Consider the following 22,251-nt stretch of genomic DNA (forward strand, 5'->3'; position numbering starts at 1 on the left):
GGACATGGCGTCAGCGGCGCTGGATCCCGCCGTCCTCGTCGACCCGGCGACCTACGAGGAGGGGCCGCCGTTCGAGCTGCTGCGCCGGCTGCGGGCAGAGTCGCCGGTGACCTGGGTGGAGGAGCCCGCGCTGCACGGCCAGCCGGCCGGCCCGGGGTTCTGGCTGGTGCTCCGGCACGCCGACGTCGAGCGGGTGCTCCGCGACCCCGCGACGTTCTCCTCGTGGCTGGGCGCGACCCAGGTCCGCGACGCCGCTGACCTCGCCTGGGTCCGCCGCATGATGCTCAACATGGACCCGCCGGACCACTCCCGGCTGCGGCGGCTGCTCACCCGGTCGTTCACGCCGCGGGCGGTCGCCGCGCTGACCGCCTCCATCGAGGCGACGGCGGCGGGGCTGGTCGACCGGATGGTGGACGGCGCGGTGGAGGGCCGGTGCGACTTCGCCAAGGACGTCGCCGCGGACCTCCCGCTGCTCACCCTCGCCGACGTCCTCGGGGTGCCGGCCGAGGACCGCTGGCTGATGTTCGACTGGTCCAACCGGGTGATCGGCTGGCAGGACCCCGACTACGCCACGTCGTCGCACTTCGACGGCACGGGTGGGACGCCGATGGCCCGGGCGGCCGTCGCGCTGCGCCCGGCACCCGGACCGGACGGGCGGATGCCCGACCCGCGCACCCGCGCCGGCATGCCCGACCTCTACGAGTACGCCCGCCTGCTGGCCGAGCAGAAGCGCCGCTCCCCCGGCGCCGACGTCATGTCGATCCTGCTGGCCCAGGTCGACGACGAGGACGGTGCGGTCAGCGACGACGAGTTCGAGAACCTGTTCTGGCTCTTCGCCGTCGCCGGGAACGAGACGCTGCGCAACGGCCTGCCGGGCGGGCTCATCGCGCTGCTGCAGCACCCCGAGGCGCTGGCGGCCCTGCGCGCCGATCCGTCCCTGCTGCCCGGCGCGGTCGACGAGATGCTGCGCTGGTGGACCCCGGTGATGGTGTTCCGCCGCACCGCGACGCGCGACGTGGACCTCGCCGGCGTCCGCATCCGCGCCGGGGACAAGGTCGTCGTCTCGTTCACGTCCGCCAACCGGGACGAGGCGGTGTTCGCCGCCCCGGACGCCTTCGACGTCCGCCGCGCCCCGAACCCGCACCTGTCGTTCGGGCACGGCCCGCACTTCTGCCTCGGCGGTCAGCTGGCCCGGGTGCAGATGCGGGCGCTGTTCGGCGAGCTGCTGCGGCGCGCGAGCACGCTCGAGCTCGACGGGCCGCCGGCGCTGCTGCGGTCGAACTTCCAGCGCGGCGTCAAGCGCCTGCCGATCGCCTGGACCCCCGCGTAGCGGGGGGGGGGGGGGGGGGGGGGGGGGGGCGGGGCCCCCCCCCCCCCCCCCCCCCCCCCCCCCACTCCGGACACGGCCAGGTCTTGGCGACCATCGTCAGGACGTCGTAGGTCGCGACCGGCTTGCCCTCGGTGTTGACGACGACGGCGTCCCAGCGGACCTCGCCGTGGTCGGCGCCGCCGCGCGGGGTGATCTGCTTGCAGGTGAGCGTGACCGTCAGCTCCTCCCCCGGCTTGACGGGGGTGAGGAAGCGCAGGTCGTCCACCCCGTAGTTGGCCAGCACCGGGCCCGGGTCCGGGTCGACGAACAGGCCCGCCGCCCAGGAGACGATCAGGTAGCCGTGGGCCACCCGCCCGCCGAACAGCGGGTTGGCCGCCGCGGCCGCCTCGTCCATGTGCGCGTAGAAGGTGTCGCCGGTGAACTCGGCGAAGTGCTCGATGTCCTCCAGCGTCACCGCCCGCGGGCCGGCGGTCACCGAGTCGCCGATGCGCAGCTCGGCCAGCGACTTGCGGAACGGGTGGACGCCGTCGTCGTTCCGCCGCGCGCCGGTGACCCAGCGGCCGCCGACGGCGGTGAGCATGTCCGGTGAGGCCTGGACGGCGGTGCGCTGCATGTGGTGCAGCACGCCGCGGATGCCACCGAGCTCCTCGCCGCCGCCGGCGCGGCCGGGCCCCCCGTGCACGAGCACCGGCAGCGGCGACCCGTGGCCGGTGTTCTCCCCCGCGTCGTCGCGGTCGAGCACCAGGATGCGGCCGTGCGCGTGCGCCGCGCCCAGCACGAACTCCCGCGCGAACTGCTCGTCGTGGGTCACCACCGAGCCGACCAGGCTGCCCTGCCCGCGGGCGGCCAGCTCCACCGCCTGCTCGACGCCGTCGTAGGGCAGGACCGTGCTCACCGGGCCGAACGCCTCCACGTCGTGCGGCTCGGCGGCGGCCAGGTCGTCGCAGCGCAGCAGCATCGGCGGGAGGAACGCGCCGCGGTCGCGGTCGGCCCCGACGACCTCGAAGTGCTCCGGGTCGCCAGCGACCAGCTCGGCCACGCCGCGCAGCGCCTTGAGGGAGCGCAGCACCTCCTCGCGCTGGTCGAGACCGGCCAGCGCGCCCATGCGGACGCCCTCGGCGCCGGGTGCACCGACCACCACCTGCGCCAGCCGCTCCCGGGTGGCCTCGACGACGTCGTCCACCAGCCCGCGGGGCACGAACGCCCGGCGGATCGCGGTGCACTTCTGTCCGGCCTTCACCGTCATCTCGGTGACCAGCTGCTCGACGAAGAGCTCGAACTCGGGGGTGTCCGGGCCGGCGTCGGGGCCGAGCACCGAGCAGTTGAGCGAGTCGGCCTCGGCGTTGAACCGCACCGAGTTGGCCACCACCGCCGGGTTGCTGCGCAGTTTCCGGGCGGTCGCGGCCGAGCCGGTGAAGAAGACGAGGTCCTGACCGGCCAGGCCGTCGAGCAGCCCGGCCGCACTGCCGGCGAGCAGCTGCACCGAACCCTCCGGCAGCAGGCCGGACTCGACGATCTCCCGGAACACCGCCGCCGTGAGGTAGGCGGTCTGGCTGGCCGGCTTGACGACGGTCGGGACGCCGGCGAGGAAGGCCGGCGCCAGCTTCTCCAGGAAGCCCCACACCGGGAAGTTGAAGGCGTTGATCTGCACCGCGACACCGCGCAGCGGCGTGTAGAGGTGCTGGCCGGCGAAGGTGCCGCCCCTGCCCAGCGGCTCGACGGGGCCGTCGAGGACGACGGTGTCGTCGGGCAGCTCGCGGCGGCCCTTCGACGCGTACGAGAGCAGCGTCCCGAAGCCGCCGTCGACGTCGACCGCGCTGTCGCGGTCGGTCGCGCCGGTGCGGCGGGACAGCGCGTAGAACTCGTCCTTGTCGGCCATGAGCCTCAGGCCCAGCTGCTTGAGCAGCGCGGCCCGCTGGTGGAACGTCAGCTCGCGCAGCGCCGGCCCGCCGACGCTGCGGGCGTGGTCGAGCATCGCGGGGACGTCGAGCCCGGTGCTGCTGACGCGGACGACGGTCTCGCCGGTGACGGCGTCGGCGATGGGCGCGCCCTCGTCCGGGGCGGCGTACCACCGGCCGGCGACGTAGCTCTCGAGCAGGGGTGCGGTCATGCGGATCTCCTGGGGTGGCTCAGGACGGCCGGGCGCGCAGGCCCTGGAAGGTCGTCGTGACGAGGGCGTCGGCCAGGGCGTCGGCCGACAGGCCGCCGTCCGGGCGGTACCACTCGGTGAGGGAGTTGACGGTGCCGAACAGCAGCCGGCTGGTGACGGCGGGGTCGACGTCGGGACGCACGTCCCCCTCGTCCTCGGCCGCGCGCACGAGGTCGGTGACGATGCGGTCGAAGCGGCGGCGACGGGCGAGCGCGGCCTCCTCGACCGGGGAGTTGCCCCGCACCCGCAGCAGCAGGGTGACGTACGGCAGCTCCGCCGTCAGCACCCGGACCGATCCGCGGACGACGTGCTCGAGCCGGTCGATGGCCGGCCCGGTCGTCGCGCCGGGCTCCTCGATGACGGCGAACAGCGCGTCCAGGGCCCGGTCGAGGGCGAGCCGCAGCAGCTCCACCTTGCTGGACACGTGGTGGTAGATCGCCGACTTGGTGATGCCCAGGCGCGTCGCCAGCTCGTCCATGCTGGTGGCGTCGTAGCCGCGCTCGTTGAAGACCGCGACGGCCGTGTCCAGCAGCGTGTCGAGCGAGTGCCCGGGCCGGCCGCGCCGCACCCGGGCCGGATCAGCCGTCGACGTCACGCACGCTCCCGGTGGTCGGCGAGCCGCTGCAGCTTCCCCACCGACCGCGCGAGGGTCTCCGGGTCGACGACGAGCACCTCGATGCTGCAGCCGACGGTGTCCTTGACGCCCTTCGTCACCTCGGCGGCGGCCGCCTCCCGCCGCTCGGGCGGGCAGTCGGGCCGGGCCTCGATGCGGCAGATCAGGTGGTCCATCCGGCCCCGCGTGACGAGCTCCAGGGCGAAGTGCGGGGACAGCCCGGGGGTGCGGAGCACGATCTCCTCGATCTGGGTCGGGAAGAGGTTCACCCCGCGCAGGATGATCATGTCGTCGGTGCGGCCGGTGATCTTCTCCATCCGGCGCATGCCCGGGCGGGCGGTGCCCGGCAGCAGCCGGGTGAGGTCGCGGGTCCGGTAGCGGATGACCGGCATGGCCTCCTTGGTGAGCGAGGTGAACACCAACTCGCCCTGCTCGCCCTCGGGCAGCACCTCACCGGTCAGCGGGTCGATGACCTCCGGGTAGAAGTGGTCCTCCCAGATGTGCAGGCCGTCCTTGGTCTCCACGCACTCCTGGGCCACGCCCGGCCCCATGACCTCCGAGAGGCCGTAGATGTCGACGGCGTGGATGCCGGCGCGCTCCTCCATCTCCCGCCGCATCTGCTCGGTCCAGGGCTCGGCGCCGAAGATGCCGATCTCCAGGGAGCTGGCCCGCGGGTCCATGCCCTGCTTCTCGAACTCGTCGATGACGGTGAGCATGTAGGACGGCGTCACCATGACCACCCGTGGCTCGAAGTCGCGGATGAGCTGGACCTGCCGCGGGGTCATGCCACCGGAGATCGGGATGACGGTGCAGCCCAGCTTCTCCGCGCCGTAGTGGGCGCCGAGCCCGCCGGTGAACAGGCCGTAGCCGTAGGCGTTGTGCAGCTTGTCCCCCGGCCGCCCGCCGGCCGCGCGGATCGAGCGGGCCATGACCGTGGCCCAGGTGTCGATGTCCTGCTCGGTGTAGCCGACCACGGTGGGCCGGCCGGTGGTGCCGGAGGAGGCGTGCACCCGCCGGACCTGCTCCTGGGGGACGGCGAACATGCCGAACGGGTAGTTCTCCCGCAGGTCGGCCTTGCTGGTGGAGGGGAACCGCGCCAGGTCGGCCAGCTCCCGGCAGTCGTCGGGGTGCACGCCGGCGTCGTCGAAGGCCCGCCGGTAGTGCGGCACGTTCTCGTAGGCGTGCCGCAGGGTCCACTGCAGCCGCTCCAGCTGGAGGGCCCGCAGTTCGTCGACCCCCATCCGCTCGGCGGGGTCGAGCAGGCCCGGGTCGGGCGCCGACCCCAGGCGTCGGGACGTCTCGCTGGTGGTGGCGGTCATGGCGGAGGCCTCCGTGGGTCCTGAGCATCGTCGCCGGACGGTCGGTCGGCGCCGGGGAGCGAAATACCGACCGGATGGTCAGGTAACCAACTCCTCGGCGGGCGCACTGTCAAGCCCCGGCGAGGAAGTCCCGGGTGCGGGCTTGTGCGCCCCGCCCTGCTCGTGCACACTCATTACCGACCATCCGGTCAGTAATTGACCGATCGACGTCGCACCCCGAGGGGACGAGATGTCCGCGCCCACCCTGGAACGGCCCGCGGGCGACAGCCCGAACGACGCCGCCCTGCAGGAGCACTTCGACGCCACGATCGCCGCCGAGCACCGCATCGAGCCGCGCGACTGGATGCCCGAGGGCTACCGCAAGACGCTCATCCGCCAGATCGCCCAGCACGCGCACTCCGAGATCATCGGGATGCAGCCCGAGGGCGACTGGCTGCTGGCGGCGCCCAGCCTGCGGCGCAAGGCGATCCTGCTGGCCAAGGTGCAGGACGAGGCCGGCCACGGCATGTACCTGTACTCGGCGGCGGAGACCCTCGGCGCCGACCGGGCCGACCTCACCGACAAGCTCATCGAGGGCCGGCAGAAGTACAGCTCGATCTTCAACTACCCGACGCTGACCTACGCCGACGTCGGCGTCATCGGCTGGTTCGTCGACGGCGCGGCGATCTGCAACCAGGTGCCGCTGTGCCGCTCCTCCTACGGGCCCTACGCCCGGGCGATGATCCGCATCTGCAAGGAGGAGTCCTTCCACCAGCGGCAGGGCTACGAGCTGCTGATGACGATGATGCGCGGCACGCCCGAGCAGCGGGCGATGGTGCAGGACGCCGTCGACCGCTGGTGGTGGCCGTCGCTGATGATGTTCGGCCCGCCCGACGACGACAGCCCGAACTCCGCGCAGTCGATGGCGTGGGGCATCAAGCGGCACAGCAACGACGAGCTGCGCCAGCGCTACGTCGACATGTCGGTGCCGCAGGCGGAGTTCCTCGGCGTCACGCTGCCCGACCCCGACCTCGCCTTCGACCCCGAGACCGGGCACTACCGGTTCGGCCACATCGACTGGGACGAGTTCAAGCGGGTCATCTCCGGCGGCGGCCCGATGAACCACGTCCGGATCGCCCGCCGCCGGGCCGCCCGGGACGACAACGCCTGGGTGACCGAGGCGGCGACGGCGTACGCCGAGAAGCACGCGGGAGCGCGGGCATGAGCGACGTGACGGCCGAGGGCGGGCACGGCGCCGTCCCCACCGGGCCCGAGGTGCCGGTCGCGCCGAAGCCGGCGGCCGGCCGGCGGGACTGGCCGCTCTACGAGGTCTTCGTGCGCGGCAAGCGCGGCATCAACCACGTGCACGTGGGCTCGCTGCACGCGCCGGACGACGAGATGGCCGTGCACGCGGCGCGCGACCTGTACACCCGCCGCAACGAGGGCGTGAGCATCTGGGTGGTCAAGGCCGCCGACATCACCGCGTCCAGCCCCGACGAGAAGGACCCGATGTTCGCCCCCAGCGGCGACAAGGTCTACCGCCACCCGACGTTCTACGAGATCCCCGAGGACGTCCCCCACATGTGAGACACCCTCTCCCTCCCCTCCACCGCTCGTTCCTCGCGGCGGCGGGGCCCTGGGAGGGGGCCGACCGCGGCACGCACGACCAGGAAGGAAGCGTTGGCATGGGGCACGAAGAGACGGTGTACGACTCGCTGGTCAACGCCGGGGACGACCACGGTCACTGGGCGTTCGGCACCGGGTTCGACGAGCCGCTGGCCGGCGTCGACACCACCGTCCCCGACGGGATCGACCCGGCAGACCTCGGCGAGTACTGCCTGATGCTGGGTGACGACGCCCTCGTCCTCGCCCAGCGGCTGACCCAGTGGATCACCGCCGCGCCGGAGCTCGAGGAGGAGGTGGCGATCGCCAACGTCGCCCTCGACCTGCTGGGCCAGGCGCGGTTGCTGCTGGCGCGGGCCGGGTCGGTCGGCGTGCTCGGCCGCTCGCGGGACCGGACCACGGAGAGCATCCCCGACGAGGACGCGCTGGCCTACTTCCGGGACCCCGACGAGTTCCGCAACACCGGCCTGGTCGAGGCCCCGAACGGCGACTTCGCGCAGACGATGGTCCGGCTGCTCGTGGCCGCCACGGTCCGGCTCGCGGTCTTCACCCGGCTGCGGGAGTCGCGGGACCCGGTGGTCGCCGCCATAGCGGCCAAGGGCGTCAACGAGCTGGCCTACCACCGCGACCACGCCGCCCGCTGGGTGCTCCGGCTCGGCGACGGCACCGAGGAGTCGCACCGCCGCGCGCAGGCCGGCGCCGACGCCGTCTGGCCGCTGCTGGACGACGTCCTCACCGCCGCCGAGGTCGAGGCCCGGCTCGCCGCGGCCGGCGTCGCCGTCGACCCGGCCGCGGTCCGCGAGGAGGTCGTCTCGGTGCTCACGCAGGTGCTCGACCAGGCGACGCTGCGGGTGCCCGAGTGGCCGGCCCCCGCCGCGCCCCGAGGCCGCGCCGGCGAGCACACGGCGGAGCTGACCGAACTGCTCGCCACCCTGCAGGGCCTGGCCCGGCAGCACCCGGCGGCCACCTGGTGACGGCCGTGACCCCGCAGCAGACGCTCACCACCGACCCCAGCGGCCAAAGTGGCCACAAAGGCCCCACGGTCGAGGAGGCACGGGCCGTGGCCGAGACGGTCACCGACCCCGAGCTGCCGATGCTGACCCTCGCCGATCTCGGCGTCCTCCGGGACGTCCGGGTCGAGGACGGCACCGTCGTCGTCGAGATCACCCCGACCTACTCCGGCTGCCCGGCGATGGGGGTCATGCGCGCCGACCTGCTGCACGCCCTGCACCGCGCGGGCTTCGCCGACGTCGACGTGCGCACCGTGCTCTCCCCCGCCTGGACCACCGACTGGATCAGCGCCGACGGCCGCCGCAAGCTCACCGCCGGCGGCATCGCCCCGCCCGGGAAGGCGCCCGTCCGCACCGCCGGCCCCGTGCCCTTGCAGCTGGGGCCGAGCCGCCGCACCGCGACCTGCCCGGTGTGCGGCTCGGCCGACACCGAGGAGCTGAGCGAGTTCAGCGCCACCGCCTGCAAGGCCCTGCGCCGCTGCCGCAGCTGCCGCGAGCCGTTCGAGCACGTCAAGGAGATCTGAGTGACCACCGCCGAGGCCCCTGCGCGGCGCAGGCCGCAGTTCCACCCGCTGAAGGTGGCCCGCGTCGAGCAGCTCACCGACGACGCCGTCGCGGTGACCTTCGACGTCCCCCCGGAGCTGGCCGAGGACTACGTCTTCAAGCCGGGCCAGGCCCTCACCCTGCGCCGGGTGGACGGCGACCGCGACGAGCGCCGCTCGTACTCGATCTGCGCGCCGGTGGGTGCCGCGCCGCGGATCGGCGTCCGCGAGGTCCCGGGCGGGTTCTTCTCCTCCTACCTGGTGCACTCGGTGCGGCCCGGCGACGAGATCGAGGTGCTCCCCCCGTCGGGCACCTTCACCGCCGACCTGTCGGTGCCCGCCGACCACGTCTTCGTCGTCGCCGGCTCCGGCATCACCCCGGCGCTGTCGCTGGCCGCCAGCGTCCTCCGGGACGGCGAGTCGACCGTCACCGTCTTCTACGGCAACCGGCGCACCAACACCGTCATGTTCGCCGACGAGCTCGCCGACCTGAAGGACCGCTACGGCACCCGCCTGCAGCTGGTGCACGTGCTCTCCCGGGAGCCGCGGGACGCCGAGCTGACCAGCGGCCGGCTCGACGGCGCGCGGCTGCGCACACTGATCGACAACCTGGTCGACGCCGAGCACGTGGACCACTGGTGGCTGTGCGGCCCGCACGGGATGGTCAGCGAGGCCCGCGCGCTGCTGGCCGAGCTCGGGATCCCGGCCGAGAAGGTGCACCAGGAGCTGTTCTACGTCGACGACGTCCCGCCGGAGCCGGTCCGCGGCGACGAGGCGACCGTCACCGGGCCGAGCAGCGAGGTCACCGTCGTCCTCGACGGCCGCACCACCACCATGACGCTGCCCCGGGACGTGCCGGTCCTGGACTCGGCCCAGCAGGTGCGCGGCGACCTCCCCTTCGCCTGCAAGGGCGGGGTGTGCGGCACCTGTAGGGCGCGGGTCACCGACGGCGAGGTGGAGATGCGGCGCAACTACGCCCTCGAGCCGCGGGAGGTGGAGGCCGGGTACGTGCTCACCTGCCAGACCGTGCCGCTGTCGGAGGCCGTCACCGTGGACTTCGACGCGTGAGCGGCGAGCAGGTGCTGCGGATCGACGTCCGCAGCGGGGTCGCCACCCTGACCCTCGACACCCCCGCCAACCGCAACGCGCTCTCCTGGGCGATGCGGGCCCAGCTCCGCGACGCCCTGGCCGACGCGCGGACCGACGACGCGGTCCGGGTGGTCGTGCTCGACCACACCGGCCGGGTGTTCTGTTCGGGCATGGACCTCGCCGAGGCCGCCGGCGGGGCCGCGGAGGACCAGGGGGTCAACGAGTTCCCGGCCCTGCTGGAGACGATCTGGGACTTCCCGAAGCCCGTGGTGGCCACCGTCCGCGGGCCCGCCCGGGCCGGCGGTGTCGGGCTGCTCGCCGCCTGCGACGTCGTGGTCGCCGCGACCTCGGCGACCTTCGCGTTCACCGAGGTCCGGGTCGGCGTCGTGCCGGCGGTCATCTCCGCGGTCTGCCTGCCGCGGATGCTGCCCAACGTGGCCCACCGGCTGATGCTGACCGGCGAGGTGTTCGATGCCGCGGCGGCGCTGGCCGGCGGCCTGGTGGACCTCGCCGTTCCGGACGACGACGTGGACGCCTGCGTGGCCGCGCAGGTGGACGCCCTCGGCCGGGGCGCGCCGCTGGCCCTGGCCGAGACCAAGCGCCTGCTGCGCGCCCGGTCGGGCTCGCCGGGCGAGCGGTTCCCCGAGCTGCTGGCGCTGTCCGCGCGGTTCTTCGCCAGCGAGGAGGGCCAGGAGGGCATCGCCGCCTTCCGCGAGAAGCGCCCCGCGCGCTGGGTGCCGGCGTGAGACCCGTCGACGTCGGCGCCGCCGCGGACCTCGACGTCGTGGTGACGCCGGAGATGACCGTCCGGTTCGACGAGCTCGGCCCGGTGCACCCGGTGTACGCGACCTACACGATGGCCAAGCACTTCGAGGAGGCCGGGCGCAAGCTGCTGCTGCGCCTCCTCGAGCCGGGCGAGGCCGGGATCGGGCGGTCGGTGTCGGTCGAGCACCTGGCCCCCGCCTGGGTGGGTGACGCGGTCCGGGTGACCGCCCGCTGCGTCGAGGTGCGCGGCAACCGGCTCACCTGCGAGTGCACCGCCGTCGACGCCGGCGGTCGGGAGCTCGGCCGCGGCACGACCGTCCAGGTCGTGCTCCCCGAGGCGGCCCTCGAGGCCCGCATCGGCGCGCGGGCCGCTCAGCGGGGCGCGCGCCCCAGGTAGGCGGCCAGCCGCGCGTACGCACCGGCGCCGGACGGCGGCCGGACCGGCGCCGCGAAGGCCGACCCGCTCCCCCGGTGGGCGGCCGGGACCAGCCGCTCGGCCACGCGCAGGGCCGCGGTCGCCAGCCGGTCGTCCAGCGGCTCCGGGTACCCCGTGCTCCCCGCCAGGTCGGCGGTGTGGGCGACCAGCTCCAGCACGAACCCCGACGCCCCGACCGGCCCCGGCAGGACGCCCCAGGGCACCGGGACCTCGGCCGGCGCGGCCGCCTGCCACGCGTGCCGCGCCTTGCTCGCGGCCGCCGCGAACGACGCCGCCCAGCGACCGCGGGGGTCGACGGCCGCCACGGCGGGGACGGCGGACGCCGGCCGTCCCCCCGCCACCCGCTCGGCCCGCCGGACGATCGCCAGCAGGTGCCCGACCAGGGCCTGCACGTCCCACCCGGCACAGGGGGTCGGCAGCCCGAACTGGTCGGCCCGGACCCGCGACACCACCCGCTCGGCCTGCGCGAGGGCATCGTCGAGGAGCGCCGCTCCGTCCTCGGCCGGCGCCGGTACCGCGGCCGGGCGCGGGGGCGCGGCGAGCCGGAACAGCCGCCGGGTGTTGTCCTCCAGCAGCGCCCGGAGCGTGCCCGCCGGCAGCTGCCGGGCGAGGGTCAGCAGGCCCTGGTTGTAGGTCTCGGCCAGCTCGACGTTCGGCGGCTCCCGGACGAAGTGGGCCGGCCCGTCCACGGCGGCGTCGGACCCGAACAGCACCCGGTCGGCACCGACCTCGTCGACCAGCCGCCGCACCTCCGCCGAGCGGCACCAGGAGGTCTCCAGGTACAGGTGGGGCAGCTGCTGGGCGTGCCGGGCCGCCCGGCGGCGGCCCTCGGGGTGGCCGAGGAAGGTGTGGTAGAGCACGAACCGGACCTGCGGGAACCGCTCGGCGAGCCGCCGGACGAGGTCCGGGTCCGACGGGCCGGGGGCGGTGTGCACGGTGACCGGGACGCCCGCCTCGGCGGCCACCTGGAGGAAGGGGTCCAGCGCCGGGGTGTCGGCCGGGTACTCGTCGTAGGACGGGTGCAGCTTCAGGCCCACCGCCCCGTCGGCGAGCCGCCGGCGGACCTCGTCGGGGTCGGGGCCGCCGGGGCTCACCCACACCAGCCGGGTCAGCCACGGGACCCCCGCGGTGACCTCGTCGACGAACCGGTTGTCCTGCCACGACACCAGCCCGTGCGTCATGCCGCCCGACGCCAGCGCCACCCGCAGGCTGTCGAACCCCATCGGGTCCAGGCCGCTGGTGCGCACGTGCACGTGCGCGTCGACGGGGTCCAGGCCGATCCACAGCCGGTAGTTGGCCCCGCCGTTGTTGTCCCAGTCGTGCGCAGTGGTGGCGACGGCGGCGTCGAGCAGGACGTGCCCGCCGGTGTCGGGCACCTCGGCGGTCCAGCTGCCGTCGTCGGCCCGCTCCAGGGGGACGTCGAGGAACGGCGGGCCGGCGCCGTCGAACCCCAGGTGCAGGTGCAGGTCGCGGCCGGCCGCGGCCAGCGGCCCGCGGTAGCGCACCCGCCCGACCGGGGTCCGCTGCCCCGCCGGCGACGCCCACTGCAGGGGGAGGTCGGCCTCCCGCGCACTCGGCCCCGTCGAGGGCGTCACAGCGTCAGCGTCCACCCGTCCCCGCCGTTGTCGTCCCAGGTCTCTCCGTCGTCCTCCGGTCGCGGGCTGCCCGCGCGGACGAGGTGGAACACGTAGCGCACCTCGAACCCGCGCGGTCCCCACACCAGGCCCCGGAAGACGTGCGGCAGCGGCTGGGCGCGCACGAACTCGTGCACCGGCGCCGGCTCGGGCGGCGCACCGCCGCCGCCGTCCTCGAACGTCAGGCCGTCCATGGCCGCGGCGGTGTAGTTCGGCGCGGCGAGCGCGGGCTCGCCCGGCGACACCCCCCAGCCGATGCCGACGTGCGTCCAGTCCCCGGTCTCGTCCCGGTAGGTGACCTCCCGGGCGACGACCTCCTCGGTGACCACCGGTGAGGTGCTGCGCTCGGTGCCGTGGACGACGAAGAAGAAGTGGTGGAGGGCGTAGTCGCGGCTGCCGTCCACCATCCGCGGCACCTCGATCACCGCCGTCCGGACGCCCGGCGCGCTGTCGCCCGGGGTCAGCACGCGCGCGTCCCCGCCCTCCCAGTCCGGCTCCCCGCCCACCGGCGTCCACGCGTAGTGCAGCTCGACCATCTCGATCCCGGGCACCGGGTCGACCCAGGTCTTGCGCAGCGCGAAGAAGTCGCCGGTACCGGCACGGACGGCGGTGGACAGCTCGCTCACGACGTACACCTCGGTTCGCAGGATCGGCGTCTACAGGTGGTGGACCCACCAGTTGCCCCCCGGCGCGGCCCGGCCGTCCGGGCCCAGCCAGAACTCGTCCTTCTCCTCCGGCGGGTACATCCGGCCGACGTGGTACTGCTGCACGAGCGTCGCCCCGCGCGGGCCGTACATGCGCGCCTGCCACCGGTGCGGTCGCTCCATCGCCTGCAGCATGTGGAACTTGTCGTGGTGGAACCGCTCCTTGTCCCAGTACGAGTAGTACTTCGTCGACCGGAACTCGGAGTCGCGCGGGAAGCGGGGGTCCTCCATGGGGCTGTAGACGGGGGCGCCCCAGTCGCCGACGGACCAGTAGATGCAGATGTTCGTCGTCCAGCCGTGCTCGTCGACGTACTCCAGGTCCCGGTAGACGATGTCCTCGGTGAACCGGTCGGTCGTCCACCGGGAGCCGTTCTGGAAGACCTCGAAGTAGTAGTGGAACCGGTACTCCGGCGTCGACCAGCCGTGCTCCATGTCCCAGACGGTGCGGGGCATGCGCAGCACCTTCAGCCGGTTCCGCGGGAAGCCGCCGCGGTCCTCCAGGACCCGCGACTCGTGCCCCCACGACCAGTCGGGCCACTGGCCCGGCGGCGTGCACACGTAGTGGATCAGGACCTCCTCGATCCCGTCCTCCTGGTCGGTCCAGCCCTTGGGGTAGTACCAGCTCACCGCCGCCCCCCGTCGCCGTCCCCCGTCCAGCCGGGCGGGCCGCCGCCGATCACCTCGTAGGTGCGGATGCTCGGCATCCCCATGAGCAGCTCGGGCAGGGCCCGGTAGAACTCCTGGGTGACCTCCCGGTCGAGGTAGCGCTGCATGTCCTCGGCGCTCGCCCAGCTCGACACCGCGAGCACCTGGTCGCCGCTGCGCAGGGCCTGCGCGAACAGCGCCCCCGGCGTCCCGGAGACCACCTCGGCGTTCTGGCGGGCGAGGAGGTCGGCGAGGCGGTCGAGCTCGCCGGGACGTGCCTTGCCCTCGAGGATCCGGAAGACGGCCATGTCGCCCCCTGTCGGACGGTCCGCGCACGGTGCCCACACGGTAGGGGCCCGGACGGGACCCCGCAGGCCGAGGGGACGCCGCCGGGCGGCCGGACCCTTAGTTCGGCAATGCATCGTTGTGTCCCGGACCACACCGCCGCTACAGTTCCGCCCGTAATAACTGACCGCTCGGTCAGTATCGAGTCTCCAGGGGGACGGCGGGATGGCCACGACCGACACGGCACAGCGAGCGCGGGAGCGGATGACGCCCGAGCAGCGCAAGGTCCTCGCGGGCACGCTCGCCGGCACCACCATCGAGTGGTACGACTTCTTCATCTACGCCCAGGCCGCCGGGCTGGTCCTGGCGCCGCTGTTCCTCTCCCCGGTCAGCGAGGACTCCCCGGGCCTGGCCACGGTCCTCTCGCTGGCCACCATCGGCATCAGCTTCCTGTTCCGCCCGCTCGGCGCGATCGTCGCCGGCCGGTTCGGCGACCGCCTCGGCCGCAAGCGGATGCTGGTCTTCACGCTGCTGCTGATGGGCGCCTCCACGGCGCTGATCGGCCTGCTGCCCACCTACGAGCAGATCGGCGTCGCCGCGCCGGCCATCCTGATCCTGCTGCGGGTCCTGCAGGGCTTCTCCGCGGGCGGCGAGTGGGGCGGCGCGGCGCTGATGTCGGTGGAGCACGCCCCGATCAACCGGCGCGGCCTGTTCGGCGCGTACCCGCAGATCGGCGTCCCGATCGGCATGATCCTGGCGACCGGCGTGCTCTTCCTCATCTCCACCGTCACGACCCCCGAGCAGTTCTCCTCGTGGGGCTGGCGCATCCCGTTCCTGCTGTCGGTCGTGCTCATCGTCATCGGTTACCTGATCCGGCGGGCCGTCGACGAGAGCCCGGTCTTCCAGGAGATGCGGCTGCGGAAGAAGGAGTCCTCCGCGCCGCTGCGCGACCTGTTCCGGAAGAACACCAAGGAGGTCGTGCTCACCGCGCTGATCTTCGTGGCGAACAACGCCGCGGGGTACCTGCTGATCGCCTTCTTCATCGCCTACGCCACCACGGCGCTGGGGATGGCCCGCACCTCGGTCCTGCTGGCGACCACCCTCGCCTCGTTCGGCTGGCTCGTCTTCACGCTCTACGGCGGGACCCTGTCGGACCGGATCGGCCGGGTGCGCACCTTCCAGATCGGCTACGCGCTGGTGTTCGTCTGGATGGTCCCGCTGTTCCTGCTGATCGACACCGGCGACATCTGGCTCTACGGCATCGCCCTGCTGGTGCTGACCGTCGGCCTGGGGTTGTCGTACGGCCCGATGTCGGCCATGTACGCGGAGATGTTCCCGGTCTCGGTGCGGTACTCCGGGATCTCCATCGGCTACGCCCTCGGCGCGATCCTCGGCGGCGCCTTCGCCCCCATGATCGCGGAGCTGCTGATCCAGTCGACCGGCTGGTCGGGGTCGATCGGGATCTACATCATGGCGCTCTGTGTCGTCTCGTTCGTCGCGGTGACCGTCGCCGGTGAGACCCGGGGCAACAACCTGCGGGTGGCCGAGGCCCACGAGCAGTACCTGCGCGAGCACCCCGAGGCGGCCGGCGAGCTGGGCCCCCGGCCGTGACCGATCCGCGGGGCGGCGCGACCACCGTGCGGACGGCGGGGCTCGACGACGTCCGGGCCCGCGTCGCGGCGTCGTCCGCCGGGGAGGTGGTCGCCGCGGCCCTGGCGCGAGCGCGGGAGGTCGCTGACCTCGGCGCCTTCACCACCCTCGCCGACGACCCGGGAGGCGGGCCGGGGCCGCTGGCCGGCGTCCCCCTCGCGGTGAAGGACAACCTCGACACCCGGGACCTCCCCACCAGTGGCGGCACGCCGTCGCTGCGGGACTCCCGGCCCGGCCGCGACCAGCACGCGGTCGAGCGGCTGCGCGCCGCCGGGGCCGCGGTCGTCGGGAAGACCAACCTGCACGAGCTGGCGCTGGGCATCACCAGCAACAACGCCGCGTTCGGCCCGGTGCGCAACCCGTACGACCCCGGCCGCTCGGCCGGGGGCTCCTCCGGCGGCTCGGCGGTCGCCGTGGCCACCGGCGTCGTCCCGATCGCCCTGGGCACCGACACCGGCGGGTCGGTGCGGGTGCCGGCGGCGCACTGCGGGCTGGTCGGCTTCCGGCCGACGGTGGGGCGCTGGGGCACCGGCCGCACGGTGCCGATCTCCAGCACGCGGGACACCGCCGGGGTCCTGGCCACGAGCGTGGCCGACGTCGTCACCGTCGACGCGCTGGTCACCGGGGACACCGCCGTGCCCGGCGGGGACCGGCCGCTGCGGCTCGGCGTCCCGCGGACCGGCTTCTTCGACGACCTGCACCCCGAGGTCGCCGCGACCGTGGCGCGCGCGCTCGACCGGCTCGCCGACGCCGGCGTCGAGCTGCTCGAGGTCCGCGTGGCCGACGCGCACGCCCTGGACGCCGAGTGCGGCTTCCCGATCGTGTTCTTCGAGGTCGCCCGCGAGCTGCCCGCCTACCTCGCCACGCTGCCGGGGCCGGAGCGCCGGCTGACCCTCGACGACGTGATCGCGCAGGTGGCCTCCTCCGACGTCCGGGGCGCTCTGGAGCTGGCCGCCGGGGGGTCGGTGACCCAGGAGGTCTACCGGTCCAACCTCGCCGTCCGGGATCGGCTGCGCACCGCCTACACCGCCGCCCTCCGCCCCGCGGACGGCGCGCGGCTGGACGCGCTGGTCTACCCGACGGTCCCGTTGCCGGCGCCGCCGGTCGGCGACGACGACACCACCGACCTCAACGGCCGGCCGGTGCCGGTCTTCCTGACCACGATCCGCAACACCGGGCCGGGGTCGACCGCCGGGATGCCGTCGATCACCCTGCCGGCCGGCGCGACCGCCGCCGGCCTGCCGATCGGGGTCTCGTTGGAGTCCCTGCCCGGTGAGGACGGCGCGCTGCTCGCGGCGGCCGGCCGGGTCGAGGCCGTCCTCGCGGGCGGCGCCTGACCCGGCCGGTCAGGCGCGCGTCACGCGCACCGGCACGCTCGCCCAGCCCTTGAGCGTGTTGTTCAGCTTCGGCGTGGGCTCGCCGGCCGGCTCCAGGGTGCGGGCCCGCTCGGCCAGCGCGGTGAGCACCAGCTCGGTCTCCAGGCGGGCGACCGGCTGGCCGACGCACTGGTGGATGCCCATGCCGAAGGCGACGTGCCCGGCGGTGCGGCGGTTGAGGTCGAGGTGTTCGGAGTCATCGCCCCAGTGGCGGGGGTCGCGGTTGGCCGAGCCGAGGAACAGCAGCACCTTGGTCCCCTCGGGGATGTGCGTGCCGGAGACGTCGACGTCGCGGGAGGTCGTGCGGAAGAAGGTCTGCACCGGCGACTCCCAGCGCAGCGCCTCGTCGTAGGCGAACTTGGCCTTGGCCGGCTGCGCGTGCAGCTGCGCCCACTGCTCGGGGTGGCAGGAGAGCCCGTAGACGGTGTTGGCGATGCCGTAGACGGTGGTGTCCACCCCCGCGGTCAGCAGCGAGCGGACCAGCATCGGCGCCTGCTCGTGCGTGATCTCACCGCGGTCGGCGGCGTCCCAGATCTGCGCGCCGAAGCCGCCGGGGGCCAGGTTCTCCCGCTGGCACTGCTCCCAGATCCAGGCCTGCACCGGCGCCGCCGTGGCCAGGGCGGTGCGACGCAGCTCGTTGTCCGGGCCGAAGGCGTTGAACGCCAGCCCGCCGTAGGGCAGCAGGTTCTCCCGCCCCTCCTCGGGCAGGCCGACCGCGTCGGGGAACACCCGCAGCGGGTAGACCTCGGCCAGGTCGGTGACCGCGTCGAAGGTGCCCTGCTCCACCAGCCGCTCGGCGATCTCGGCCGCGGGGGCGGCGAACCGCTCGCGCAGGGCCCGCATGCTCCGCGGGGAGATGACGCCGTTCATCGCCGTCCGGACGACGGTGTGGTCCGGCGGGTCGGCCTCCAGCAGCAGGCTCGGCGGCCGCCAGGGCTTCTCCTTGGCGAAGTCGGCCAGCCCCGCGCCGCGGCTGGAGACGAAGGTCTCCCAGTCCCGCAGCGACGCGGAGACCTCGGCGAAGCGGCCCATCGCGTAGATGCCGTAGCGGGGCAGGAACACCACCGGCCCGGCGTCGCGCAGCCGGCGGTGGAAGTCGTAGGGGTCGGTCAGCACCTCGGTGCCGAACGGGTCGTCGTCCAGCACGGGGACGTCGGTGGCGGGCAGGCTGTCGACGGTCATGTCGCTGGCTCCTGGGGCTCAGAGGTCGAGGACGAGGCGGGGACAGGCGGCCCGGGACACGCAGATGAACATCGTGTCGTGAGCTGCCTGCTCGGCGGGGGTCAGCAGGCTGTCGCGGTGGTCGACCTCACCGGCGAGGACGGGGGTCTCGCAGGTCCCGCAGGTGCCCTCCTGGCAGGAGGAGAGCACGGGGACGCCGGCGGCCTCGACGACGTCGAGGATCGACCGGTCCGGGGGCACGAGGAGGGTCAGCCCGCTCTGCGCGAGCTCCACCTCGAAGGTCTCCTGCCGGACGGGGTCGCCCAGCTCCTTCGGGCTGAAGCGCTCGAGGTGCAGGGCGCCCTCGGGCCAGCCGGCGCAGCGCTGCTCGACCGCCTGCAGCAGCGGCTCCGGGCCGCAGCAGTAGACCAGCGTGTCCGGCCGGGGCTCGCCGAGCAGCCGGTCGAGGTCGAGCAGGCCCACCTGGTCCTGCGGGTGGAGGGTGACGCGGGCGCCGTGCGCCGCGGTGAGCTCGGCCCGGAACGCCATCGAGGCCAGGGTGCGGCCGCCGTAGTGCAGCTCCCACTCCGCGCCCGCGGCGGTGGCGGCGGCCACCATCGGGACCAGCGGGGTGATGCCGACGCCGCCGGCGACGAACACGTACCGCGGCGCGGGGAGCAGCGCGAAGTTGTTCCGGGGGCCGCGGACGTCGACGAGGTCGCCCTCGTGCAGCTTGTCGTGCACGAATGAGGAGCCACCGCGGCTCTCCGGCTCGCGCAGGACGCCGATCCGCCACACCGACCGGTCGGCGGGGTCGCCGCACAGGGAGTACTGGCGGACCAGGTCCGTCGTGAGCTCGAGGTCGACGTGCGCGCCCGGGGTCCACGCGGGCAGGTCGGCGCCGGACGGGTCGCGCAGGTCGAGCGCGACCACGCCGTCGGCCACGGTCTCCCGTCGGGCGACCTCGAGGTGGAGGCCGACCTCCGCTCCGTTGCTCTGCATGCCTCTCCTCGCTGGTGGGGTGAGCGCCCGGGCGCCTTGGCCACCCCTGCGGTGGCGCACCCAGGGTGACCGCGCTCACCACGGCGCCCCACCGGGCTCTCATCCAATGAGAACTCCGACGGTTGACGCGGCGTCCCGTCGCCGGGCTACGGTGGCGGCCGTGAGCCGTCGCGCGCGCTGGTGGGCCTGGTCGTCGAGGACGACCCCGGCTCGCTGACGCGCGCCCGGACCGTCCCCCCGCCGGATGGTCCGAGGTCTGTCTCCTTCGGGCGGCCGGTGGGCCGTTCCCTGGAGGAGAGCACCCGATGACGAACACCCACGTGGGTGAGCTGGACCGCGCTGCCCGCCCGCTGACCAAGGCCGTGCTGGCCGAGGCGGACCTGCCCACGCACTGGTACAACCTGGCCGCCGACCTGCCGGCGCCGATGCCGCCGTACCTGCACCCCGGCACCGGGCAGCCCCTGGCGCCCGGGGACATGGCACCGCTGTTCCCGGCGGCGCTGATCGAGCAGGAGATGACCGGCGAGCGGTTCCTGCCGATCCCCGAGCCGGTCCGGGAGGTGTACCGGCTGTGGCGGCCCTCGCCGCTGTACCGGGCGCACCGCCTGGAGCGGGCACTGGGGACCCCGGCGCGGATCTACTACAAGTACGAGGGCGTCAGCCCCGTCGGCAGCCACAAGCCGAACACCGCGGTCGCGCAGGCCTACTACAGCGCGGCTGAGGGGGTGCGGCGGCTGACCACCGAGACCGGCGCCGGCCAGTGGGGCAGCGCGCTGTCGTTCGCCTGCGCGCTGTTCGGGATGCAGTGCGAGGTGTGGCAGGTGCGCGCCTCCTTCGACAGCAAGCCCTACCGGCGGATGCTCATGCAGACCTTCGGCGGCGTCGTCCACCCCAGCCCCTCGGAGCTGACCGAGGCCGGCCGCGGCCTCCTGGAGCGCTTCCCCGGCACCACGGGCAGCCTCGGGATGGCGGTGAGCGAGGCGGTGGAGTCGGCGGCGCCCGACCCCGAGGCCCGCTACGCGCTGGGCAGCGTGCTCAACCACGTGCTGCTGCACCAGACCGTCATCGGGGAGGAGGCGCTGCGCCAGCTGGAGGTGTTCGGCGAGGAGCAGGCCGACGTCGTCTTCGCCTGCGCCGGCGGGGGGTCGAACCTGGCCGGGCTGTCGTTCCCGTTCCTGCGCGAGAAGCTGGCCGGGCGCACCGACACCCGGGTGGTGGCCGTCGAGCCGTCGGCGTGCCCGTCCCTCACCCGGGGCCGGTACGAGTACGACCACGGCGACGTCGCGGGGCTCACCCCGCTGATGAAGATGCACACGCTCGGGCGGGACTTCGTGCCCGACCCGATCCACGCCGGCGGGCTGCGCTACCACGGGATGGCGCCGATGGTGAGCCACGCCGTCGAGCTGGGGCTGATCACCGCCCAGGCGGTCGACCAGCGCGAGGCGTTCGACGCCGGGGTGCTGTTCGCCCGCACCGAGGGGCTGGTCCCGGCGCCGGAGTCCTGCCACGCCATCGCGGGGACGCTCGCGGAGGCCCGCCGTCGCGCGGCCACCGGGGAGGCCGGTGTGCTGGTGCTCGGGCTGTCCGGCCACGGACAGCTGGACCTGCCGGCCTTCGCCGAGCACCTCACCGGGGCCGCGGAACCCACCGCCGGCGACCAGCCGTTCTGACCGCCGCTGCGCGGTCGGGCGGGCCGCCGGGTCCGCCCGACCGCGTCAGCCGGTGGGCTGTGCGTCCCAGAGCGCGCACCGGTGCTCGTCGGCCGGGGTGGCGTCGGGGACGACGGTGATCTCGCCCCCCATCGTGCGTCGATCGGCACGCGGGACACCGGGCGTCGGGGCGGCAGGGGCTCGCCGCTCCCGGGGCGCTCGACGGGCGCTGGGGCGGATCGAGGCCCGGCCAGCATCCGCCGGAGGCCGCCCGGAGGTGACCGCTGCCAGAGCGCCCGCGACACTGCGCGCATGGAGCACACCCCGACCCCGGCCGGTGCCGTGCTGGTGCACGGGCTCTGGCACGGCGCGTGGTGCTGGGACGCCGTCCGCACCGCGCTCGACGAACGGGGCGTCGACAGCGTCGCCGTCGACCTGCCGCTGACCGACCTCGCCGCGGACACCCGGGCGACCCGCGAGGCGCTCGACCGTTTCGGGCGTCCGGTGGTCCTGGTCGGGCACTCGTACGGCGGTGCGGTGATCACCGGCGCCGGGACGCACCCGCTGGTCCGCGAGCTGGTCTACGTGGCGGCGTTCCAGCTCGACGAAGGCGACTCGGTGAGCAGGACCCGTGCCGGGCAGGGGCTCCCCGACACCCGGCTGGGCGAGGCGATGCGGATCTCGGGCGACGAGGTCGGCCTCGACCCCGCGCTCGGGACCCGCCTGGTCTACGGCGACGCGCCGGCCGACGTCATCGCGGCTGCCGCCGCCCGGTTGCGCCCGGTCTCCCGCAGCGTCTTCCGCGGCGTCCCGGAGGCCATCGCCTGGCGGTCGGTGCCGTCGACCTACGTCGTCTGCACGGACGACGAGGCGGTGCACCCGGAGCTGCAGCGGGCGATGGCACAGCGCGCCACGCGCCGCGTGGAGTGGCCGGGTGGCCACAGCCCCGCCGCCACCCGTCCGGAGCGGCTCGCCGACCTCATCGCGCAACGGGTCGCCGCGGTCGGACTGACGATGTGACTATCGCCCGCCGTCAGTGGGGCCTGCCGGCCGTCAGTGGGCGCCCGGCCGGCCCGTCAGCAGGAGCCCCGCCGGCCGTCAACGGGGCTCCCGCCCGCCGTCAGTAGGGCGGTGGTGTGGTGACCGCGGTCAGGCCGGTGGGAGTGGTGACGGTGAGGGTGCCGTCGGGGTCGAGCCGGTGGGTCCAGCCGGGGGCCTGGTGTTTGCACCGGTGGTCGGGGGTGCAGTAGCCGGCCAGGTTGGCCGCGCTGGTCGGGCCGGCGGGCCGGG

General features: G+C 74.4%; 20 protein-coding genes and 1 pseudogene. 12 read left to right on the top strand and 9 right to left on the bottom strand.

Annotated features, from left to right (window positions below; all coding sequences use genetic code 11):
• Positions 1-4: 4 nt before the first annotated feature.
• A complete protein-coding gene (locus tag ACI782_RS24375) occupies positions 5-1,330 on the top strand; it encodes a cytochrome P450 (protein WP_456912700.1) in 1,326 nt (441 codons plus the stop codon).
• Here the strand turns inward: ACI782_RS24375 and paaZ are convergent.
• The 3 genes from paaZ to paaK are packed head-to-tail and all read right to left on the bottom strand — an operon-like array spanning position 1,296 to position 5,411.
• The gene (paaZ, locus tag ACI782_RS24380; protein ID WP_456912701.1) at positions 1,296-3,440 is read right to left on the bottom strand and encodes a phenylacetic acid degradation bifunctional protein PaaZ; all 2,145 of its coding nucleotides are present in this window, start codon (positions 3,438-3,440) and stop codon (positions 1,296-1,298) included. The two genes, ACI782_RS24375 and paaZ, sit on opposite strands and share 35 nt — an antisense overlap.
• Before the next feature lie 19 nt (positions 3,441-3,459).
• Positions 3,460-4,074, bottom strand: coding sequence for a TetR/AcrR family transcriptional regulator (locus ACI782_RS24385; protein ID WP_456912702.1), 615 nt, complete (start codon positions 4,072-4,074; stop codon positions 3,460-3,462).
• Positions 4,071-5,411, bottom strand: a complete 1,341-nt coding sequence (gene paaK / locus ACI782_RS24390; RefSeq protein WP_456912703.1) for a phenylacetate--CoA ligase PaaK — start codon at positions 5,409-5,411, stop codon at positions 4,071-4,073. The genes ACI782_RS24385 and paaK overlap by 4 nt, the downstream gene beginning before the upstream one ends.
• A gap of 229 nt (positions 5,412-5,640) precedes the next feature.
• On the opposite strand from paaK, the gene paaA reads away from it, so the two are divergent.
• The 7 genes from paaA (at position 5,641) to ACI782_RS24425 (ending at position 10,816) form a co-directional block, all read left to right on the top strand.
• On the top strand, positions 5,641-6,615 hold the full coding sequence (gene paaA / locus ACI782_RS24395) for a 1,2-phenylacetyl-CoA epoxidase subunit PaaA (protein ID WP_456912704.1): 975 nt from the start codon (positions 5,641-5,643) through the stop codon (positions 6,613-6,615).
• The gene (paaB, locus tag ACI782_RS24400) at positions 6,612-6,977 is read left to right on the top strand and encodes a 1,2-phenylacetyl-CoA epoxidase subunit PaaB (protein ID WP_456912705.1); all 366 of its coding nucleotides are present in this window, start codon (positions 6,612-6,614) and stop codon (positions 6,975-6,977) included. Before paaA ends, paaB begins: the two co-directional genes overlap by 4 nt.
• 98 nt (positions 6,978-7,075) lie before the next feature.
• On the top strand, positions 7,076-7,987 hold the full coding sequence (gene paaC, locus ACI782_RS24405; RefSeq protein ID WP_456912706.1) for a 1,2-phenylacetyl-CoA epoxidase subunit PaaC: 912 nt from the start codon (positions 7,076-7,078) through the stop codon (positions 7,985-7,987).
• Positions 7,988-7,992: 5 nt separating this feature from the next.
• Entirely contained in the window at positions 7,993-8,547 is a 555-nt protein-coding gene (paaD, locus tag ACI782_RS24410; RefSeq protein WP_456912707.1) for a 1,2-phenylacetyl-CoA epoxidase subunit PaaD, read from the top strand.
• The gene (gene paaE / locus ACI782_RS24415; RefSeq protein ID WP_456912708.1) at positions 8,548-9,633 is read left to right on the top strand and encodes a 1,2-phenylacetyl-CoA epoxidase subunit PaaE; all 1,086 of its coding nucleotides are present in this window, start codon (positions 8,548-8,550) and stop codon (positions 9,631-9,633) included.
• A complete protein-coding gene (locus ACI782_RS24420; RefSeq protein ID WP_456912709.1) occupies positions 9,630-10,400 on the top strand; it encodes an enoyl-CoA hydratase-related protein in 771 nt (256 codons plus the stop codon). The genes paaE and ACI782_RS24420 overlap by 4 nt, the downstream gene beginning before the upstream one ends.
• Positions 10,397-10,816: a thioesterase family protein gene (locus ACI782_RS24425; protein ID WP_456912710.1), complete on the top strand. Its 420-nt coding sequence runs from the start codon at positions 10,397-10,399 to the stop codon at positions 10,814-10,816. Before ACI782_RS24420 ends, ACI782_RS24425 begins: the two co-directional genes overlap by 4 nt.
• Here ACI782_RS24425 and ACI782_RS24430 read toward each other — a convergent pair.
• Genes ACI782_RS24430 through ACI782_RS24445 form a run of 4 tightly spaced genes read right to left on the bottom strand, consistent with a single transcriptional unit; the run spans position 10,792 to position 14,146 of the window.
• Entirely contained in the window at positions 10,792-12,450 is a 1,659-nt protein-coding gene (locus ACI782_RS24430) for a TIGR03086 family metal-binding protein (protein ID WP_456912711.1), read from the bottom strand. The two genes, ACI782_RS24425 and ACI782_RS24430, sit on opposite strands and share 25 nt — an antisense overlap.
• Positions 12,447-13,115: a hypothetical protein gene (locus ACI782_RS24435; RefSeq protein ID WP_456912712.1), complete on the bottom strand. Its 669-nt coding sequence runs from the start codon at positions 13,113-13,115 to the stop codon at positions 12,447-12,449. The genes ACI782_RS24430 and ACI782_RS24435 overlap by 4 nt, the downstream gene beginning before the upstream one ends.
• A 30-nt stretch (positions 13,116-13,145) precedes the next feature.
• Positions 13,146-13,820 (bottom strand): hypothetical protein, encoded by a 675-nt coding sequence (locus ACI782_RS24440; RefSeq protein ID WP_456912713.1) that lies wholly within the window; start codon positions 13,818-13,820, stop codon positions 13,146-13,148.
• A complete protein-coding gene (locus ACI782_RS24445) occupies positions 13,817-14,146 on the bottom strand; it encodes a putative quinol monooxygenase (RefSeq protein ID WP_456912714.1) in 330 nt (109 codons plus the stop codon). The genes ACI782_RS24440 and ACI782_RS24445 overlap by 4 nt, the downstream gene beginning before the upstream one ends.
• Positions 14,147-14,348: 202 nt before the next feature.
• Here ACI782_RS24445 and ACI782_RS24450 point away from each other — a divergent pair, with 202 nt between their 5' ends.
• Positions 14,349-15,734, top strand: coding sequence for an MFS transporter (locus ACI782_RS24450; protein WP_456912715.1), 1,386 nt, complete (start codon positions 14,349-14,351; stop codon positions 15,732-15,734).
• Entirely contained in the window at positions 15,731-17,110 is a 1,380-nt protein-coding gene (locus ACI782_RS24455) for an amidase family protein (RefSeq protein ID WP_456912716.1), read from the top strand. The genes ACI782_RS24450 and ACI782_RS24455 overlap by 4 nt, the downstream gene beginning before the upstream one ends.
• 9 nt (positions 17,111-17,119) lie before the next feature.
• Here the strand turns inward: ACI782_RS24455 and ACI782_RS24460 are convergent, their stop codons facing one another.
• Both ACI782_RS24460 and ACI782_RS24465 read right to left on the bottom strand, forming a co-directional pair.
• Positions 17,120-18,331, bottom strand: a complete 1,212-nt coding sequence (locus tag ACI782_RS24460; protein WP_456912717.1) for a cytochrome P450 — start codon at positions 18,329-18,331, stop codon at positions 17,120-17,122.
• Between the two features lie 18 nt (positions 18,332-18,349).
• A pseudogene (locus ACI782_RS24465) lies at positions 18,350-19,255 on the bottom strand (PDR/VanB family oxidoreductase); the annotation flags it as partial.
• 362 nt (positions 19,256-19,617) lie between these two features.
• Between ACI782_RS24465 and ACI782_RS24470 the strand changes: the two are divergent.
• Both ACI782_RS24470 and ACI782_RS24475 read left to right on the top strand, forming a co-directional pair.
• On the top strand, positions 19,618-20,982 hold the full coding sequence (locus tag ACI782_RS24470; RefSeq protein ID WP_456912718.1) for a TrpB-like pyridoxal phosphate-dependent enzyme: 1,365 nt from the start codon (positions 19,618-19,620) through the stop codon (positions 20,980-20,982).
• 291 nt (positions 20,983-21,273) lie between these two features.
• Positions 21,274-21,981, top strand: coding sequence for an alpha/beta fold hydrolase (locus ACI782_RS24475; RefSeq protein WP_456912719.1), 708 nt, complete (start codon positions 21,274-21,276; stop codon positions 21,979-21,981).
• Positions 21,982-22,251 lie beyond the last annotated feature (270 nt).

Source organism: Geodermatophilus sp. SYSU D00703 (assembly GCF_054050155.1).